The organism is Actinosynnema pretiosum (genome assembly GCF_002354875.1).
GTDB classification, from domain to species: domain Bacteria; phylum Actinomycetota; class Actinomycetes; order Mycobacteriales; family Pseudonocardiaceae; genus Actinosynnema; species Actinosynnema auranticum.
In genome coordinates this window covers 5,687,608-5,706,887 of sequence record NZ_CP023445.1, presented here as the reverse complement: position 1 = coordinate 5,706,887, position 19,280 = coordinate 5,687,608, and the positions used below count along the sequence as shown (strand labels likewise).

Genomic DNA, 19,280 nt, shown 5'->3' with positions numbered 1-19,280 from the left:
GTTTTCGGGCCTGACTGGGGAGAATGTGCGGGAGTCGCCGTGGACGCATGGCCCAACTGCATGGGCACCTCAATGTCGGCTGGTTTATTCATGTTTCGTCTAACGCGCTTCACTTCTTCGGGAGCTGAGGTGCTCGGGCGAGGTCGGAACTTTCTTCGAGACCGGTCAGAGCTCTTCGCCAGGCTCGACCGACTCTGGGATGCGGGCGTGTTGCCGCAAAGCGTCCTCTGGACGCGGTAGTCGAGTGTCGACTGGGAGAGGAATTTGTACAAGCCGTCGGAAATTCAGGAAATTTCGAATGCTTCGGACTTCGGGCTGATGCTGATCTGCACCGCAGCTGCAGAACGGGGGGCCGCCTTCTGTCGAGCCTGTGCAGGACGGGTGCGCTGAGGCGCTGGATGAACTGGAGATGGAACCTCAGGATGACGAGTATGACCACTACTGTCCGGAGTTCTATGTAACGCAGGCGGTGGAGTTGGTGGGAAATGCGCTTGCGGTTTCAATGAGACCTTCAGCTGTGAAGGTGGAGACGTCTGTGAATACCGTCAGGTCGTTGCTCGCTATGCTTGATTTCAAGTTCGAGGGGGAGAGACCTGTGGTTGTGAGATGCGGAGAAACCTTTCCTCCTCCGGGCCTGCTGCTGCAGAAAGAGATCGACGCCGAGCGTGAAGTTCTCTCCCTTTTGACTCAGGAGGGCGAGGGTTCTGCGGGTAACTGTCCGGTGGCGACCCGAGTTCGGACGTCAGCCAATGCATTTTCTATGTGGCTGCTTCCCGCTGTCAAAGAGTTTGCCGAAATCAGTAACTGGGAACTCTGACGAGTGTGTGGAGGAGTGAGGTTCAAGGCGGCGCGCCGTTGCAGCCGTCGCGGATGCGAACGTGACCAGCAGAGCGGTCGAGCGCAGCGCTGAGGGCGTCGATGGCGAACCACCTTGTCGGTCTGTGGCGGCGGCCACAGGTCTCAAGCCTCCGGACTCGTCAACGGCCGGGCGACCGGTTCTCTCGATGGCGGTTGACCGGGAGCAGGATCTCTGCGCACCTCCATCTGACCCGCTCGACACATGACCCCCATTACTCGTTGTGATCGACAAGCGGTACCACTCCCGGAGTGCTGCCCTTGTCAGGTGCATCACTGTTACTTCAAACCTGCACGCGCAGGGTGATTACCATCTCACAGCGTGATCGTTCGATTACTCCTTCCGGCCGTCAACTTCCTGTGAAGTCACCCGTCATAGTTCCCCCCTGGGTCGAGCACCCGGACGTGGAATCGCGCGAGCACTCGCTCGCGTAGGGGGGAAGAAAGAACATGCGGTCGCACTCGCGTGCGCCGGGCTTCAGCCTGCGCGCGTTCACCTCAGGAATCGCGTTCGCCCTGCTGGCGAGCACAGTCACAACACTCCCGCCGCCCATCGCGGCGGCTGACCCGATCGATGTCCCCACCGTCGCGGCGGACCCGACCACCGCCGCCCGCTACGCGGCCACCAGCGGCGAACCCGTCCAGGTCACCTCCGCCACGTCGGAGAACGAGGAGCTGTTCGCCAATCCCGACGGCACCATGACCTACCGCCAGCACGTGCAGCCGGTCCGGGTGCGGCAGGGCGGCGACTGGGTGCCGGTCGACCTGGAGCTGGAGCGCAAGGCCGACGGCACCGTCGTCCCCAAGGCCGCCCCCGTCGAGATGGAGTTCTCCGGCGGCGGCGGTGACAGGCCCGTCGGCAAGGTCGTCAGCGGCGAGCACGAGATCGGGTTCAGCTGGCCCACGCCACTGCCCGCCCCGGTGCTCGACGGCACCACCCTCACCTACCCCGCCGTCCTGCCCGACGTGGACCTCAAGGTCGAGGTCGGGCTCAAGGGGTTCAGCCAGGTCCTCGTCGTCAAGACCGCCGAGGCCGCCGACAACCCCGCGCTGCGACGCATCGAGTTCCCCTCCCACACCGAGAACGTCAGCCTCCACGAGAACCAGGGCGCTCTGGCCGCCAAGAACGCCGAGGGCGCCACGGTCTTCACCGGGGACGCCACCCGCATGTGGGACTCCTCCGGGCAGCAGGAGGGTGAGCGCATCGCGGGTCCCGGTCCCGGCGACCGCACCGCGACCATGGACGTCGAGGTCACCTCGGACGCGGTCGCGGTGACCCCGGACCAGTCCTTCCTCGACGACCGGGCCACCACCTACCCGGTGCACATCGACCCGACCTACTACTGCACCAGCTGCGGCAAGGCGCACCACGTCGTGGTCGAGTCGCCGTGGCCGGACGCCAAGAACTTCGACGTCACCAGCGGCAGGCTCAACGACCTCAAGGTCGGCAAGGTCAACGGCGCCGAGATGCAGAGCCCGAACGGCGAAGCAGGCACCGCCCGCAGCTACGTCCAGATGAACACGCAGGCCATCATCGGCAAGCACATCGAGTCGGCGACCCTGCGCACCAAGGTGACCCACTCCTACTCGTGCTCGCCGGGCAACGCGTCGGTGTGGCTGACCGAGTGGGTGGACGCGAACACCACGTGGCGCAACCAGACCGCGTGGACCCGCAAGCTCTCCGAGGCCAACCGGGCCAACCACCCCGCCGTCTGCCCGTCCGACGGGACGATGGACTTCGACGTCGCCTCGGCGGTGCGCGACGCGTCGGCGGGCGGTTGGGGCATCACGACCTTCGCGATCGTCGCCAGCAACGAGAACGAGCAGGACAAGTCCTGGCGACGCCTGGACCTCAACCCGTACCTGGAGGTCAAGTACAACAGCTACCCGAACCCGCCCACCGACCTCGGCATGGAGGGCTTGGGCCCGGACGGCGACCAGGCGATCCCCTGTCGGGTCGGCGCGGACCGGGCGTACGTGTTCAACCACACCCCCCGGCTCAGGGCCCGCGTGTCCGACCCGGACGGCGGCATCCTGGACACCGCGTTCAAGCTCTTCAAGGGCCCGCAGGGCGCCTTCACGGCCGAGTACCCCGAGTTTTACGCCAGCGACATCCCCTCCGGGCAGTTCGGCGAGGCGCGGGTGCCCACCGGCCTGATCACCCAGGACGGGGTCTACACCTGGCGCGCCTGGGCCGGTGACCGGCAGTTCCACACCTGGTCGCAGGACTGCGAGTTCGAGGTCGACAGCGTCAAGCCGTCCACGCCGCTGATCACCTCCACCGACTACCCGCAGGACGGCGACCACGGCAGCGTCGGGCGCACCGGCCAGTTCACCTTCAAGGTCAACGGCAACACCGGGCCCGGCGGCAGCATGGACGTCAAGGAGTACACCTGGTCCCTCAACGGCGGTGAGGGCGTCGTCTACACCCAACCGGTGACGACAGCGGACGGCACGACCAGCGTCGCGGTCACCCCGACTCAGCCGGGGCCCAACACCCTCTACGCCTATGCCGTTGACCGCGCTGGCAACCGGTCCGCCGCCATCGCCGAGTACAGGTTCAATGTGACCCTGCCACAGCCGCCGCTGGCGGAGTGGACCTTCACCCAGGACTCCGGCGCGACCGTGCCCGACACCGGTGCGCTGAACCGGCCGCTGACCGCGATCGGCGGTGCGCGTTTCGGCACGGGCTACTCGGGCAATGCCCTGCTGCTCAACGGGACCGACGCCTCGGCGCAGAGCGTGACGTCGATCGTGGACACCTCGAAGGCTTTCTCCGCAACGGCCTGGGTCCGTCTCGACCGCACCAACGGCTTCTACACCGTGCTCAGCCAGGACGGCGACCGGGTCAGTCCGTTCTACCTCCAGTACGACCCGCAGGTGAACCGCTGGCGGATCAGCGCGAGCGAGGGGGACCACGACCTGCCAAATACCGTGGCCGTCAACTCGCTGGCAGCGCCCAAAGCGGGTGCCTGGAACCACCTGGCGATCACCTACGAGCCGAACTCGCGCGTCACCAAGCTCTACGTCGACGGCAAGCTGCAGGGCTCGGCGCAGATGACGTTCTGGCAGGCGAAGGGCAGCTTCGTTGTCGGCGGCGCGCGGTGGTCCGGCAAGCGCGACAACCACTTCCCCGGCGCGGTCGACCACGTGCAGCTGTGGGACCGGATGCTCGGCGACGACGACGTGGCGGCGTCAGCCAACAAGTACGTGCTGCGCGCCCGCTATTCGCTCGACGAGCGCACAGGCACCACCACCCGCGACGAGGTCTCCGGCGGTGTCGGCACCCTGTCCGGCGGCGTCGCTTGGGGCGGTGACACGCGCACCGCAGCGAGCAGCCAGCGCAAGTGGCTCACCTACGACAACACGTCGACAGGCAGGGTCACCGCCCCGCGCCCGGAGCAGTTCCGCACCGACCGCTCCTACACGGCCTCGGTCTGGGTGCGGCACAGCGGGGTCGACGAGCCTTCGCGCGCGGGGCTCAGCACCGGTGACGACCGCTATTCGCCCTTCCTCCTCGGCTACCGGGGCGAGAGCGGCAAGTGGGGCTTCCTGGTGAGCGGCTCCGCCACCGTGGACGGCGGCTGGTTCGCCCTCTCCGACAACCCCGCCGAAGAGGGCAGGTGGACCCATCTCGTTGCCACCTACAACGCCGTCACCGGCCGCATCGGCCTCTACGTCGACGGCGTCATGCAGAAGACCTACCAGGACACCCCCGACGGTTCCGGCGTGCACAGCAGGGATTCCACCGGATCGCTGATCATCGGTAGCGCCACCTGGCACGGCTTGGTGTCCGACACGTGGAAGGGCGACGTGGACGACGCACGCGTCTACTCGGGCGTGCTGTCCGACGAAGACGTCGACCTGCTCTACAACGAGTCGTTCCACTACTGAGCCGCGCTGGCCCCCACCGCCGCGACACGACCACTCGAATCACGCACCTCACCACAACCGAACAAGGAGCCACGCCTTGAGCGCTGGATCGCCGTCCTGGAGACAGCGGACAGCGGCGCTGGGTGTCGTCGTCGTGCTCACGGTCGCCTTCGGGCAGGCCGTGGCCACAGCCGACCCCGGAGCCGAGCTTCCGCAGCCACCGCAGGAAACCTCCGTCGCCGTGCAGGACGCACCGGAGACGCCGCTCCCGGACAACCCGAACACCGCCATCGCCCTGACCGGTCCCGCCGAAGCGCACTGGCCCGAGCCAGCAGCGGCGGACCTCGACCTCTCCGCCGACGGCGGAACCCCCGCGCAGGCAACCGCCCGCGTCGCGGGCACGCCCGTGCCGGTCGAGGGAACCCCCGTCGCCGTCACAGTCGCGGGTGACACCGTTCAGCGCCGGGCCGCCGCGCAAGGTGACGAAGGCGCGAAGGTCCGCGTCGAGGTCGAGGACCGCGACGAGAGCAAGAACCTGGTCGGCAACGGTGTCGTGTTCAGCGTCGCCGACCGGGGCAACGCCTCGGGCAAGCCGCTGGACATCACCTTCGACTACCGCTCCTTCGCCGACGCCTTCGGCGGCGGGTTCGGCTCGCGCCTCAAGCTCAGCGCGCTGCCTCCCTGCGCGCTGACCACACCGGACAAGGCGGAGTGCCGCGTCGAGACCCCGGTCGAGAACGCGGCCAACAACACCGCCGCCCGCTCGCTCTCCGGCACCGTGAGCCTGAACGCCGAGCAGCCTGCCGTGTTCGCGGTCAGCGCGGCCACAGGCAGCTCCACCGGTACCTTCGCGGCCACCTCGCTGGCCGCCGCAGGCTCGTGGAACGCGGGTGGCTCCTCCGGTGACTTCACCTACGGCTATCCCCTGCGCGTCCCGCCCGCCGTGGCGGGCAGCGTGCCCTCGGTGTCGCTGGGCTACTCGGCGCAGAGCGTCGACGGCCGCACGTCCGCGTCGAACAACCAGGCCTCCTGGCTCGGCGACGGCTGGGACGCCTCGCCCGGCGGGTTCGTCGAGCGCTCCTACAAGTCCTGCTCGCAGGACCTCGGCGGCAACAACGGCCAGACCAAGACCGGCGACCAGTGCTGGGCCACCGAGAACGCCACGATCAGCCTCGTCGGCGTGTCCGGCAAGCTCGTCAAGGACAAGACCACCGGCAAGTGGCGTCCGGAGAGCGACGACGGCGCGCGCATCGAGCTGCTCACCGGCGCTGCCAACGGTGACGAGGGCGACGCGGGCAAGGACGTCGGCGAGCACTGGAAGGTCACCACTCCCGACGGCACCCAGTACTTCCTCGGCCTCAACCGGCTCCCCGGTTGGAGCGAGGGCAAGCCGGAGACCAACTCCGCCTGGACGGTCCCCGTCTACGGCAACAACACCAGCGAGCCCTGCAACAAGGGAACCTTCGACGCCTCGTGGTGCCAGCAGGCGTACCGCTGGAACCTCGACTACGTCGTCGACCCGAACGGCAACGTCACCACCTACTACTACAACAAGGAGGTCAACCACTACGGCCGCAACGCGGACCCGGCCAAGACGACCCCCTACGTGCGCGAGGGCTACCTCAACCGCATCGAGTACGGCCTGCGGGCCGACAACCCGTACGCCACCCCGGTCGCCAAGGTCGACTTCGAGACCGCCGAGCGCTGCCTTCCCAGCGACACCGTGGACTGCGCGCCCGACAAGATCAAGACCTCGCCCGGCTCGTGGCCGGATGTGCCCGCAGACCAGCTCTGCGCCGCCGGCGAGCAGTGCACCCAGCGCAACTCGCCGTCCTTCTTCAGCCGCAAGCGCCTGACCAAGGTCATCACCCGGATCTCCCAGTCCGGCGGCTGGCAGGACGTGGACTCCTGGAAGCTGGAGCACGCCTACCTGCCCACCGGCGACGGAAACGGGCCCTCGCTCAACCTCAGCTCCATCGTCCACAGCGGTCACGTCGGTGGAACGATCACGCTGCCCGCCACCACGTTCACCTACAAGGCACTGGCCAACCGGGTGGACGGGGTCGACCACGGGATGCCGTGGACCCGCTACCGGATCGCCAACATCGTCGGCGAGGCGGGCGCAGTCACCGAGGTCACCTACAGTGACCCGGACTGCGTGCCGGGCAGCAGGATGCCCGAGGCACCGGACAGGAACACCCTGCGCTGCTACCCGGTGTGGTGGAGCCCTGATGGGGCGCCGGAGCCAATCCAGGACTGGTTTCACAAGTACGTCGTCACTTCGGTCTCCCAAACTTCCGGCACCGGCGGTTCGCTGGCCATGCCGACCTACTACGAGTACAAGGGTGCTCCCGCCTGGCACTTCGACGAGAACGACTTCGCCCAAGACAAGCACCGCACCTGGTCGCAGTGGCGCGGCTACGAAACCGTCCGCATCACCAAGGGCACCACGGTCAGCGCGCAGAGCGCGTCCGAGACCGTCTACTTCCGGGGCATGCACGGCGACAAGCTGTCCAACGGCACCCGGAGCGTGGACGTCGAGAACAGCGAGGGCGAACCGCACCGCGACGATGACCGGCTGCGCGGCGCGGTGCGCGAGATGCGCCAGTACAACGGCACCGAACTGGTGTCCGCCTCGGTCAATGACCCCTACCTGCCCGAGACTCCGACCGCCGAGGACGTGGCAGGCCGCAAGGCGTTCGTCAGCGGTGTCGCCGCGGTGCGCGGGCGCAGCAAGCTCGCGGACGGGTCCTGGCGGCGCACCAAGGTCGTCAAGACGTTCAACGCCGAAGGCATCCCGACCACTGCGGAAGACCACGGCGACCTCGCCGTGACCGGTGACGAGAGCTGCACGCGCACCGAGCACGCCCGCAATGAGACCGCGTGGATGCTCACTTACGCCAAGCAGGTCGAGACGGTCAAGGGCACCTGCGAGGTCCAGGCGTCACCGGAGACGATCCTGTCCTCCGCCCGCTCGTCCTACGACGGTCAGGAGCACGGAGCCGCCCCCACCAAGGGGTTGATCACCAAGGCCGAGGTGCTCGACGGTTGGGACACCTCGGGGCAGAAGTGGATCACTGCCTCCACCTCGACCTACGACGGCTACGGCCGCCCCCTGGAGATCACCGACTCGGGCGGCCAGAAGAGCCGCACCGAGTACACCCCGGCGACCGGGGCGCCTGCCCAGATCAAGAGCACCAACCCGCTCGGGCACAGCGCGACCGAGCACGTCGAAGCCGCCTGGGGCGCGTCCGTCGCCTCGGTGGACGCCAACAACCGGCGTTCCGACCTCTCCTACGACGCGCTGGGCAGGCTGGTCGCAGCCTGGACGCCTGGACGCGACAAGAACAAGGTGTCTGCGGATGCTTTGTTCGAGTACCAGTACAACACCACCCGTCCCAGCGTCGTGGTCACCAAGCAGCGCCAGGACGATAACGGCTATCTGACGAGCTACACGCTCTACGACGGTCTGATGCGCCAGCGGCAGACCCAGATCCCCACGCCGTACGAGCAGGGTGGTCGCCAGATCACCGACATCCGCTACGACTCGCGCGGGTTGGCGCACACGACCAACGGCCTCTACTACAACGCCGAGCCGCCCAGCGACAAGCTGGTGCTGACCTTGGACAACGCGGCCCCCAACCAGACCGTCACCGAGCACGACGGCATGGGCCGCGTCACCGCGGCGATCTTCCGGGTCGACGACGTGGAGAAGTGGCGCACCACCACCGCGTACAGCGGTGACCAGGTGCACACCACCCCGCCCGCGGGCAGCCCGGCCACGACGATCATCAACGACGCCCAGGGGCGCACCACCGAGAAGCGTCAGTACGAGAACGGCATCGGTAGCGCGTACGACGCCACGAAGTACACCTACAACGCGGCCGGTCTGCTGGAGACGGTGACCGATCCGACGGGCAACACCTGGCGCTACGGCTACGACCTGCGCGGCCGCAAGGTCAGCACCGACGACCCGGACACCGGGCACAGCACGATCGCCGTCAACGTGCTCGGCCAGATCACCAGCACCACCGACGCCGAGGGCCGCACGGTCGCCAACACCTACGACCAGCTCGGTCGCCCCACCGCCCGCTACCAGGGCTCGCCCCAGGGGACGAAGCTGGCCGAGTGGGAGTACGACAGCGTCCAGGGCGGCATCGGAATGCCCGCGCTGTCGCGGCGGCTGGTCGACGGTGCCGAGTACACCACGCGCACCACGGGGTACGACAACGCCGGACGGCCGACCGGCACGGAGATCACCATCCCTGAGGTCGAAGGTGTGCTGGGCACCACTTACCGGGCCACCCAGACCTACACTGCCACGGGCAAGCCCGCCGCGACCTCTCTCGACGAGGTCATCTCCGGTGACAGCGTGATCGTCGAAGGCGAGACGATCACTCACCGCTACAACACGTCCAACGGCATGCTGGAGCGGACGTCCGGCAGGCAGATCTACGTCGGTGCCACTAGTTACACCTCGTTCGGCGAGGTCAGGCAGGTGGTGCGCGGCAACGCGGGCACAACAGGAGCCAAGCAGGTCTCGGTCACCAACTCCTACGAGGTCGGCACCCGCCGCCTCGTGACGTCGGAGGTGCACGCCCTCTCCACGCGGACGACCCAGCTGGCCAACCGGAACTACGCGTACGACGCCTCCGGCAACATCACCCGCATCGCGGACGCGCCCTCGGGCACCGTGCCGGACATCCAGTGCTTCGCCTACGACCACCTGCGCCGGATGACCGACGCGTGGACCCCGTCCACGGGTGACTGCAACGAGGTGAGGTCCACCGCAGCGCTGGGCGGCGCCGCACCGTACTGGCACTCCTGGACGTTCGACAAAACCGGCAACCGGCTCACCGAGACCCAGCACGACAAGGCCGGGGACACCGTCCGCACCACCGCCTACCCGGCGGCGGGCCAGCCCCAGCCGCACACCGCGACCTCGGTGACCACGACCAGCCCGACCGGTGACTCGATCGACACCTTCGCCTACGACCGCTCGGGGAACACCACCTCGCGCCTGGTCGGTGGTGACCGGCAGGTGCTGGAGTACGACGTCGAGGGCAAGGTCTCCAAGGTCCGCAACCCGGACGGCAAGGAGTCCACCTACCTCTACGACGCCGACGGCTCACGCCTGATCAGCCGCGAGCCGTCCGCGACGACCCTGTACGTGTTCGGCCAGGAGATCCGCCTGGAGAAGGGCACGTCGAAGCCGAGCTGGACCCGGCAGTACAGCCACGGCGGCGAGGTCGTGGCGGTGCGCAACAGCGTCAGTGGCCTGAAGTGGGTCATCGCCGACCACCAGGGCACCAACCAGATGTCGGTGCACCCGGACACCCTGGAGCCGCAGCGGCGCAGGCAGACCCCGTACGGCGAGGCCCGCGGCGGCCTGCCGTCGGTGTGGCCGGACCGCTTGGGCTTCGTGGGCGGGCGCAATGACGAGTCGGGGCTGACGCAGGTCGGTGCGCGGTTGTACGACGGTGCGTCGGGTCGGTTCCTGACCGCGGACCCGGTCATCGACAACAACGACCCGCAGCAGATGAACGGGTACGCGTACAGCAACAACAGCCCGGTCACCTTTAGCGACCCGACGGGGTTGCGGCACTGCGGCATCGACGGGGTGCTGTGCCCCCTGCCGCGGTACCAGGGCATCCACGAAACAGCCGAGGACTACTACGCCGACCGCCAGGCGCAGCAGAACTACCAGCGGCAGCAGCAGCGGCAGGCCAACTCGTCGAGTGGCGGGCAGACGGTTGAGCAGTTCGCCGCGCAGAGTCGGCGCGCGGCTGGGATCAGCGACGCCGAGTACCAGAGCGCGCTGGCGAACGCCCACAAGACGAAGTGGGACGTGGTCAAGGAAGTCGCCTGGGAGGTCATCAAGGACATCTCGGGCTGGAATGACATCGTCGACTGCTTCAGTAGGGGTGACATCCTGGCCTGCGGCGGGCTGGTTCTCGACCTGGTGCCGTTCGGCAAGGTCGGGCGTGTCCTGGAGGCCGGTTACAAGGCGTACAAGGCGGTTGACTCGCTGGTCGACACCGTGCGGAACGCACGGGCGATCCTGCGCAGGGTCGACGACATCACCGCTGCCGCCGAGCGGGCGGTACTGAGGTCGCAACAGCGGAAACTTGGTGGTGGTGGGGCCAGTTGTCCCAACCACAGCTTCGTCGGAGCGACCAAGGTCATGATGGCGGACGGCTCGGAGAAACCGATCTCCGAGGTCGAGTTGGGCGACCGTGTCAAGGCGACCGATCCGGAGACCGGGGAGACCACGGACCGCGACGTGGTGGCGACCTTCGTCCACTCGGACGAGGGCGATATGACTCGTCTGGTCGTGCGTGGTGAGGGCGGCGAGAGCGGGACGGTCGACGCGACCTCGTGGCACCCTGTGTGGGTCGATGCCGAGGGTAGATTCGTCAACATCGGCGAACTAGCGGTCGGTGACCGGTTGACCTCGGTCGATGGGGCGTCACCCGAGGTTGTCGGGGTCCGGGACTATACCCACTTCGAGCCGGTGTACGACCTGACCGTTGAAGGTGTGCACACGTATTATGTGCTCGCAGGCATCAGGCCAGTCCTCGTTCATAATTGTGACGAGGCTAAACTTCGGAGTGAGCTGACCCAACTCGGTAAAGCTCGGATCGAAGAGGTCGTTAAAAAACTTCGTGAAGGTGAAACACTGCCGGGTGCGTTCAGTGTCGGGCGTGACCGAACCACTGGAACAACTTACTATGGTGAGAGTGGACCGGACACTGAGCATCACAGTGGCGTGACCTCTCGGCTACCTGCGGAATCCCAGATCCGCAGCGGTCGCCCGCCGGGTGTCTGTGCAGAGGCGCGCATGTGCACTAACGCTCTGAATGGTGGAGCTTCGTTGGAGAACCTAGATATCATTACCCTCAATCAAAATGGGAAGAAGTTCAAAATGTGTCCTAACTGTCGAGTTTGGGTGCCAGATGCGGTCGGGAGTGTGCTAACCGGATGAGTGGATACGATGACGCTTCTCGGCAACAGAAATTGCTTGATGCCTTCCCTGGTGCAAGCCGGGTAGATGTTGGTTCAGCTTCGGTCGATCATGTGTCCAGACTCTACGAATTGGCTGGTTACGAAGTAGGGGCAGAATTGCGCGGATTTCTCGAAGAGTATCGAGAGTGTTCCATTTTGTGGATGTACCGCGAAATGGAGGATGGCGTGCGAATCGACGCAGAAAGGGCCCTTTCTTTCTATCCCGGCAACATACGCGTATTTTCTCAGAGGGTAGGGCGTCCTCTGATTCCCATCGGCTCTGCGTTCGAGACCGAAGAAGTGGTATTGATTGCGAGCGATGGAGACGTATTTCTCGCTGGGGATCCCGGAATTCAATATGTTGGTAATGGATTTAAGCAGTCTATGCAGGCGATGATTTCTGGAAATTGGGACAAGACGTTTTTCTGAAGGGTTTGGTCTCAACCCTGCATGAGGGTGCGACGGTGTGAATTTCTGCTGGAATTGACCCTCACGCTGAAGCAAGCCGCTGGTCACTGCTGTGGTGTTGCGTCAGCCGCCTCGTGCTGAACAGGAATGTAAAGCGAGCAGCCCCACCGGATTCTGGTGGGGCCGCTCGTCTGTGCTGGGGGCGTCTGGCGGCAGTAGTTGACGGCAACGTCAGCGGATGGGAGCTGCACAGGGAGCCTTTTTCGTCCTGCGGTTGTCTCGTAGTTCTGTAGGACGTGGACGGCTTTGGCCAGTCGGCCAGCGCGGCGTGGACAGCAGCGGAGTTTGCGCAGGACGCGCGAGGTCTTGAGTTGGCGCGTTGGCGCGTTCGCCGGGTCCGCGTAGGCGGGCGTGGGCACGGTTGGCGTCTTTCTGCGACTCGGGTTTGTTCCTGCCCTTGTACGGGGTGATCACGTGCCAGCCGGTCGGGTCGTAGCCGTGGTAGCCCTTGTCGCCCAGGGCGATCAGCCCTGCGTCGCGCAGGGCGGCGAGGATGTTCCAGATCCCGGCCGCGGCGGTGTCGTGGGCGCTGCCGGGCAGATCGCCGGAGACCCACAGGATCGTCCCGTCCGACGAGGCGATCACCCGCGGGTTCACCCCGTGCGTTCTGTGCTTGCCCGAGTGGAGCGGCCGGTCGGCGGCGACCCGGTCGATCGGGATGAGCGTGCCGTCGATCACCGCGTAGGCCACGCCCTGCCGTTTCGCCGTGCGCAGCGCCTGCCGCAGCCGCGGCGACCTGGCGGCGAGGAGCTCGATGGTCTCGTGGACGTAGCGCTGGCAGGTGGTGGCCGAGACCCTGAACCCGGCGCCGATCTCGGCGAACGGCTCTCCTTTACGCAGGTGAACCAGCACCAGCAGGGCTTGGCGCTCGGCATCGAGCCGGCGCCAGCGCGAACCCGGCTCCCGGCGGTGTGTGCGGATCGGGCCTGACGCGAATCTCAGGGTCCGATGTGACAACGGCAGCGCGGCGCGATAGAACAACACGTGAAGCCCCTGGTGCTGCGGAGCGGTTTTGGTCGATGGCTCTGTTACCAGGGGCTCCGCCGTGTCCAGGGTCCGACACGCCGCGCCTGCGTCAACCAGCCACAGCAGAAGTCCCTTACCCGTCAACACGTCCAGACCAGGATGAAAAAGGCTCAGGGTGGCGGTTCGCCGTGGTCACCGGTCTGGCCGATGACGTCGTCAGAGTGCTGGAGGGCGCGGCCGGGAAGGTCGATGGCATCGCGCTGGAGACGGAGCCTGACGTGGGCGTAAACGGTGGCGGTGACGCCGATGCGAGCGTGGTCGGGGAGTTCCTTGATCACGAAGAGTTCGACGCCTTGTTCCGGCAGCAGCGCTGCGGTCGAGTGCTGGAGGTTGTGGAACCGGATGCGGCGGAGGCTGCTCTTGCTGATGAGCGCGGTGAAGGTGTGGGTGAGGTTGGTCGGGTCGATCGGCGTGTTCTGCACAGTGGTGAACACGTGCCCGTCATGCTGCCGCATGGTGTTTGTGGCCTGACACTTGCGCTTCTGTACTCGTGGCGGAGCTTCAACAACTGGTCGCAGCGGGTGAGAAGGACGATGTGGCGCTCGGAGGCGCGCGTTTGGTGGGCAGCGTGGTGAGCCTGCCGGTGCTGGTGCGTTGAAGTGCGCGACGGATGGCGGCGCTGCCTGCGTCCAGGTCTTCCTGTCGCAGGCCGAGGAGTTCACCCTTGTGGAGGGCGAGTTCGAACAGCGCGTGCAGCCTGTGGTCTTGCGCGGTGGCAAGGAGTTGGCGGGCTTCGTCAGCTGTGAGGGGGTCGAAGGGGCGAGGGCGGGCGTGTCAGTGCGGACGTTGCGGACGACGTTGCGTGGGATCTCCTCTTCGTGGACGGCGTGCTCCAAGGCGGACTTGAGCACAGAGTGGATGTAGGTAGTGAAACGCGGTTTGCGGGGCTTGGCCGGTCTCGTGCTCTGATCACTCAGCGCACTGATGTGCAACGCACGTCGGTGCGCAGGGCTGTCACACATGGTCGGGAAGGTGGGCGGCGGCGCTGCCGCGCGCCGGTACCCCACGCAGGAGCACCCCTGGCAGTTCAGTCAGTCGCTTGATTTAATCAAGGTGAGCCGAAGGCCCCTGGCCTCCGGCCAGCCCTGCACGCGACGACCCAGAGGTGCCCGTGACCGCCATCCCCAGCCATGCCGCTACCCCCGACCTCGACTTCGACCCCGAGGCCCTGCGCGAGAAGTACCGCCAGGAGCGCGACCGCCGCGTCCGCCCCGACGGCGCCGCCCAGTACCGCCGCGCCGCGGGCGAGTTCGGCTACTACGCCGCCGACCCCCACGCCGACCCCGACTTCACCCGCGACCCCCTCACCGACCGCGTCGAGGTCCTCATCGTCGGCGGCGGCTTCGGTGGGCTGCTCACCGGCGCGCGCCTGCGCCAGGCCGGGTTCCAGGACATCCGCGTCGTCGAGGAGGCGGGCGACTTCGGCGGCACCTGGTACTGGAACCGCTACCCCGGCATCCACTGCGACATCGAGTCCTACGTCTACCTCCCCCTCCTCGAAGAGGTCGGCTACGTCCCGAAGTGGCGCTACGCCCCCGGTGAGGAGATCCGCCAGCACGCCGTCGCCATCGCCAAGCACTTCGACCTCTACCGCGACGCCTGCTTCCAGACCCGCGTCACGAGCCTCACCTGGGACGACACCAACCAGGAGTGGGAAATCACCACCAACCGCGGCGACGCCATGCGCGCCCGCCACGTCGTCGTCTCCAGCGGCACGCTCTCCCAGGCCAAGCTCCCCGGCATCCCCGGCATCGACACCTACCGCGGCCACACCTTCCACACCAGCCGCTGGGACTACGGCTACACCGGCGGCGACGCCACCGGTGGCATGGATCGCCTGGCGGACAAGAAGGTCGCGGTCATCGGCACCGGCGCCACCGGCATCCAGGTCGTCCCGATGCTCGCGCGCGACGCCCAGCACCTCCACGTCTTCCAGCGCACCCCGTCCTCCGTCGACGTGCGCGGCAACCGCCCCACCGACCCCGAGTGGGCCGCGGCGCTCCAGCCCGGTTGGCAGCGCGAGCGCCGCGACAACTTCCTCGCCACCGTCTCCGGCGGCCACGTCGAAGTCGACCTGATCAACGACGGCTGGACCGGCACCGCCCGGCTCCAGCGGCAGATCATCCCCGGCGCCACGCCCGCCGACCTCTCCCCGGACGAGCTCGCCCGCGTCGAGGAGCTCGCCGACTTCGCCAAGATGAACGAGCTGCGCGCCCGCGTGGACGAGATCGTCGAGGACCCGGCGGTCGCCGAGCTGCTCAAGCCCTGGTACCGCTACATGTGCAAGCGCCCCACGTTCAGCGACCTCTACCTGGAGGCGTTCAACCGCCCCAACGTCACCCTGGTCGACACCGCCGACCACGGCGGCGTGGAGCGGTTCACCGAGACCGGCGTCGTGGTCGGCGGCACCGAGTACGAGGTCGACTGCGTCATCTTCGCCACCGGCTTCGAGGTCGGCGTCTCCGGCGTCGTCTCCGGCACCATGCCGGTGCACGGGCGCGGCGGCACGACCCTGCTCGAGTCCTGGGCGCGCGGTCCCCGCACGCTGCACGGCTTCTACAGCAACGGCTTCCCGAACCTGTTCCACCTCGGCCCGATGCAGAACGCCTCGTCGGTGAACTTCACGCACATCCTCGACGAGCAGGCCACGCACATCGCCGCCGTGCTGGAGCAGGCCCGCGAGCGCGGCGCCGTCCGCGTCGAGCCCAGCGCCGAGGCCGAGGAGGCCTGGCAGCAGGTGCTGCGCGAGTCCACTGTGGACCGCTTCGACTTCCAGGCCGAGTGCACCCCCGGCTACTACAACAACGAGGGAAAGCCCCGCCCCGGCGGCCTGTCCTACGGCGAGGGCCCGGTCGTGTTCCACGAGCTGCTGCGCCGCTGGCGCGCCGACGGCGGCATGGACGACGTGCTGGTCGACGCCCGGTGACCGGGCGCTGGCACTCCCGCCGCCTGACCGGCCCGTCCCCGCTGCGCGGCTCCAACGGCGTCGCGCTCGGCCCGGACGGCAGGCTGCACGTCGCGCAGTTCCTGGCCGGTCGGATCAGCGCCGTCGACCTGGCCACCGGCGACGTCGAGGTCGTCGTCCCGCCCGGCGGCCCGATCCAGTCGCCGGACGACCTGGCGTTCGCGCCCGACGGCTCGATGGTCGTCACGGACCTGGTGCCCGGCAAGGTGTGGCGGCGCGCGCCGGACGGGCAGTACGAGCTGCTCTCCGCCGAGGTCGTGCTGCCCAACGGCATCGCGTTCGCCGGGAACCGCCTGTACGTCAACGAGATGCGCCCGAACGGCAGGCTGCTGGAGCTGACCGCAGACGGCCCGGTGGAGCTCACCGGCGACCTCGCCATGGGCAACGCCATGCAGCTCGGCCCGGACGGCCTGCTCTACTACCCGCACATGATCACCGGCCGCGTCTACCGGGTCGGCGTCGACGGCGGTGAGCCGGAACTGGTGGCCGACAACGTGTTCGAGCCGGTCGCGGTCCGCTTCGACCTCGGCGGCGCGCTGCTCGTGCTCTCCCGCGCCGCGACCGGCGTGGTCACCAGGATCGACCTGTTCGGCACCGGCGACCGGAGCACGATCACCAGCGGCGTGGTCGGCCTGGACAACGCGGCGTTCGACGCGGAGAACCGGATGTTCGTCTCCAGCTACGCCAGCGGCGGCGTGCTGGAGCTGCACCCGGACGGCCGCACCAGGGAGGTGGTGCGGCGCGGCCTGGACGGCCCGTTCGGCGTCACCGTCGACCTCGGCGGCGTCGTCCGCGCGGCCGACCACTACGGCACCGCGACCCTCGGCCCGGACGGCGTCGACCGCGAGCTGCGCACGTTCACCCACGGCATCGCCGCGCACGAAGGCCTGCTGCACCTGACCTCGCAGTACGGCCAGGTCCGCACGCACGACCCGCGCACCGGCGAAACCCGTGACCGGGCAAGGGGAGTGGACCGCCCGCTCGGCGTCGCGGTCCGCGCGGACGGCTCGCTCGTCGTCGCCGAGTCCGGCGCCGGTCGGGTGCTGCTGATCTCGCCCGAGGACGAGGTGACCGTGCTCGCGGACGGCCTGACCCGCCCGGTGGACGTGGCGCTGGACGACGAGGGCCGTTGCCACGTCAGCGATCCCGGCCAGGGCGCGGTGCTCCGCCTGGACGGCGCGACCCCGACGCCCCTGCTCGCGGGACTCGTCGAACCGCAGGGCATCGCCGTGCTGGGCGGGGAGCTGTTCGTCGTCGAGGTCGGCACGCGCTCGCTGCGCTCGATCCCGCTCGACGGCGGCGACCCGCGCGTGGAGCTGGCGGACCTCCCGGTGGGCGGCCCGGACCGCCCCACCCCGGCCCTGTTCGCGGCCGGACTCCCCGGCGTGGCCCCGAGCTTCGCCGGACTGGCCGCCCACGACGGCGCCCTCTACCTGTCCGCCGACGCCGAGGGCAGCGTCCTGCTGCTCACCGAGGAGCCGGGCCGGTGACCGAGGGCAGGTCCCAGGTCCTGAAGGCGCTCAGCGGCCTGCTGGTGGCCCTGTTCACCGCCACGCTCAGCAGCACCGTCGTGTCCACCGCGCTGCCCAGGATGATCAGCGACCTGGGCGGCTCGCAGGCGCAGTACACCTGGGTGGTCACCGCGACCCTGCTGACCGCCACCGCCACCACCCCGATCTGGGGCAAGCTGGCCGACCTGTTCAGCAAGAAGACGCTGGTGCAGGTGGCGATCGGCGTGTTCGTCGCCGGTTCGCTCGCCAGCGGCCTCAGCCAGGACGCCGGTCAGCTCATCGCCGCCCGCGCGCTCCAGGGCGCCGGGGTCGGCGGGTTGCAGACGCTGGTTCAGATCGCGATCGCCGCGATGATCCCGCCGCGCGAGCGCGGCAGGTACAGCGGCTACCTCAGCAGCGTCACGGCGGTGTCCACGATCGGCGGTCCGCTGCTGGGCGGTCTGGTCGTGGACACGCCGTGGCTGGGCTGGCGCTGGTGCTTCTTCATCGGCGTCCCGGTCGCGATCGCCGCGCTGGTCCTGTTGCAGGTCACGCTGAACCTGCCGGTGGTGCGGCGGGAGCGGGTGCGCGTCGACTACGCGGGCGCCGCGCTGATCACGGCGGGCGTGTGCCTGCTGCTGGTGTGGGTCTCGTTCGTGGGCGACGCGTTCACGTGGTCGTCCTGGCCGAGCCTGGCCGTGGCGGGCGGTTCGGTGCTGCTGCTCGGCGCGGCGGTGCGGGTGGAGACCAAGGTCCCGGAACCCGTTGTGCCGCTGGACATCGTGCGCCAACGGCCGACCGCGCTGGCCATCCTGGGCAGCCTGGCGGCGGGCACCGCGATGTACGGCGCGGCGGTGTTCCTGAGCCAGTACTTCCAGGTGAGCCGGGGCCGCACGCCCACCGAGGCGGGGTTGCTGACCATCCCCATGATGGCGGGCATCCTGGTGGCGTCGACGGTGGTGGGCAGGCTCGTGACCCGCACCGGCAAGCTCAAGCCGTACCTGGTGGCGGGCTCGATCTCGCTCACGGCGGGTTTCGCGGCCCTCGGCTTCCTGGACCGCGAGACCCCGCTGGTGGTGCTGTCGGTGGCGATGGCGCTGGTCGGCGCGGGGATCGGCATGACGATGCAGAACTTCGTCCTGGTGGTCCAGAACGCCGTGCCGCTGAAGGACATCGGCGCCGCCAGCTCCGCGGTCTCGTTCTTCCGCTCGCTCGGCGGGACGATCGGCGTGGCCGTCCTGGGCGCCGTCCTGGCCCGCGACGTCGCGGCGAACCCAGGAGACGTGCCGACGGCGTACGGCGAGGCGACGGCGCAGGTCTTCCTGATCTCGGCGGCGGTCGCGGCGGTGGGCGTGCTGGCGGCGGTAATGCTCAAGCCGGTGGTGCTGCGGACGAGCCTGGACGTGGTGAAGGAGGTCGAGAAGGCGTAGCGCGGGCGGTGGACGGCGGGTCCCGTCGTCCACCGCACCCAGGTGGCGAAACCACAAGACCCTCCCCGGCGCGCGTCATCCGTGAGGCCACCACCTGGTCGAGGGAACCTCTGCACCCGAACGGGAGGCCAAGAACGCCCACCGCGCGCACCCCGGTGGGCCCGGATG

The 19,280-nt window shown here is 68.2% G+C and carries 8 protein-coding genes and 1 pseudogene; 7 read left to right on the top strand and 2 right to left on the bottom strand.

Going from position 1 to position 19,280, the window contains the following annotated elements; all coding sequences use genetic code 11:
* Nucleotides 1-370 precede the first annotated feature (370 nt).
* The 4 genes from CNX65_RS35690 to CNX65_RS24065 all read left to right on the top strand — a co-directional run bounded on the left by CNX65_RS35690 (nucleotide 371) and on the right by CNX65_RS24065 (nucleotide 12,162).
* Nucleotides 371-817: a hypothetical protein gene (locus CNX65_RS35690; protein ID WP_157767824.1), complete on the top strand. Its 447-nt coding sequence runs from the start codon at nucleotides 371-373 to the stop codon at nucleotides 815-817.
* 488 nt (nucleotides 818-1,305) lie between these two features.
* Nucleotides 1,306-4,749 carry a LamG-like jellyroll fold domain-containing protein gene (locus tag CNX65_RS24075; protein WP_096495802.1) on the top strand — a complete coding sequence of 1,148 codons (3,444 nt, stop codon included), beginning with the start codon at nucleotides 1,306-1,308 and terminating at the stop codon, nucleotides 4,747-4,749.
* A gap of 220 nt (nucleotides 4,750-4,969) precedes the next feature.
* Nucleotides 4,970-11,713, top strand: a complete 6,744-nt coding sequence (locus CNX65_RS24070; protein WP_157767823.1) for a polymorphic toxin-type HINT domain-containing protein — start codon at nucleotides 4,970-4,972, stop codon at nucleotides 11,711-11,713.
* Nucleotides 11,710-12,162 carry an SUKH-3 domain-containing protein gene (locus CNX65_RS24065; protein WP_096495800.1) on the top strand — a complete coding sequence of 151 codons (453 nt, stop codon included), beginning with the start codon at nucleotides 11,710-11,712 and terminating at the stop codon, nucleotides 12,160-12,162. The genes CNX65_RS24070 and CNX65_RS24065 overlap by 4 nt, the downstream gene beginning before the upstream one ends.
* Nucleotides 12,163-12,407: 245 nt before the next feature.
* On the opposite strand, the pseudogene CNX65_RS24060 reads toward CNX65_RS24065, so the two are convergent.
* Both CNX65_RS24060 and CNX65_RS36410 read right to left on the bottom strand, forming a co-directional pair.
* Nucleotides 12,408-13,185, bottom strand: a pseudogene (locus CNX65_RS24060) (transposase family protein); the annotation flags it as partial.
* A 152-nt stretch (nucleotides 13,186-13,337) separates the two neighbouring features.
* On the bottom strand, nucleotides 13,338-13,682 hold the full coding sequence (locus CNX65_RS36410) for a tyrosine-type recombinase/integrase (RefSeq protein ID WP_256373264.1): 345 nt from the start codon (nucleotides 13,680-13,682) through the stop codon (nucleotides 13,338-13,340).
* A 656-nt stretch (nucleotides 13,683-14,338) separates the two neighbouring features.
* On the opposite strand from CNX65_RS36410, the gene CNX65_RS24050 reads away from it, so the two are divergent.
* The 3 genes from CNX65_RS24050 to CNX65_RS24040 are packed head-to-tail and all read left to right on the top strand — an operon-like array spanning nucleotide 14,339 to nucleotide 19,112.
* A complete protein-coding gene (locus CNX65_RS24050) occupies nucleotides 14,339-16,153 on the top strand; it encodes a flavin-containing monooxygenase (protein ID WP_198320548.1) in 1,815 nt (604 codons plus the stop codon).
* The gene (locus tag CNX65_RS24045; RefSeq protein WP_096495798.1) at nucleotides 16,150-17,682 is read left to right on the top strand and encodes an NHL repeat-containing protein; all 1,533 of its coding nucleotides are present in this window, start codon (nucleotides 16,150-16,152) and stop codon (nucleotides 17,680-17,682) included. Before CNX65_RS24050 ends, CNX65_RS24045 begins: the two co-directional genes overlap by 4 nt.
* Nucleotides 17,679-19,112 (top strand): MDR family MFS transporter, encoded by a 1,434-nt coding sequence (locus CNX65_RS24040; RefSeq protein WP_096495797.1) that lies wholly within the window; start codon nucleotides 17,679-17,681, stop codon nucleotides 19,110-19,112. The genes CNX65_RS24045 and CNX65_RS24040 overlap by 4 nt, the downstream gene beginning before the upstream one ends.
* Nucleotides 19,113-19,280 lie beyond the last annotated feature (168 nt).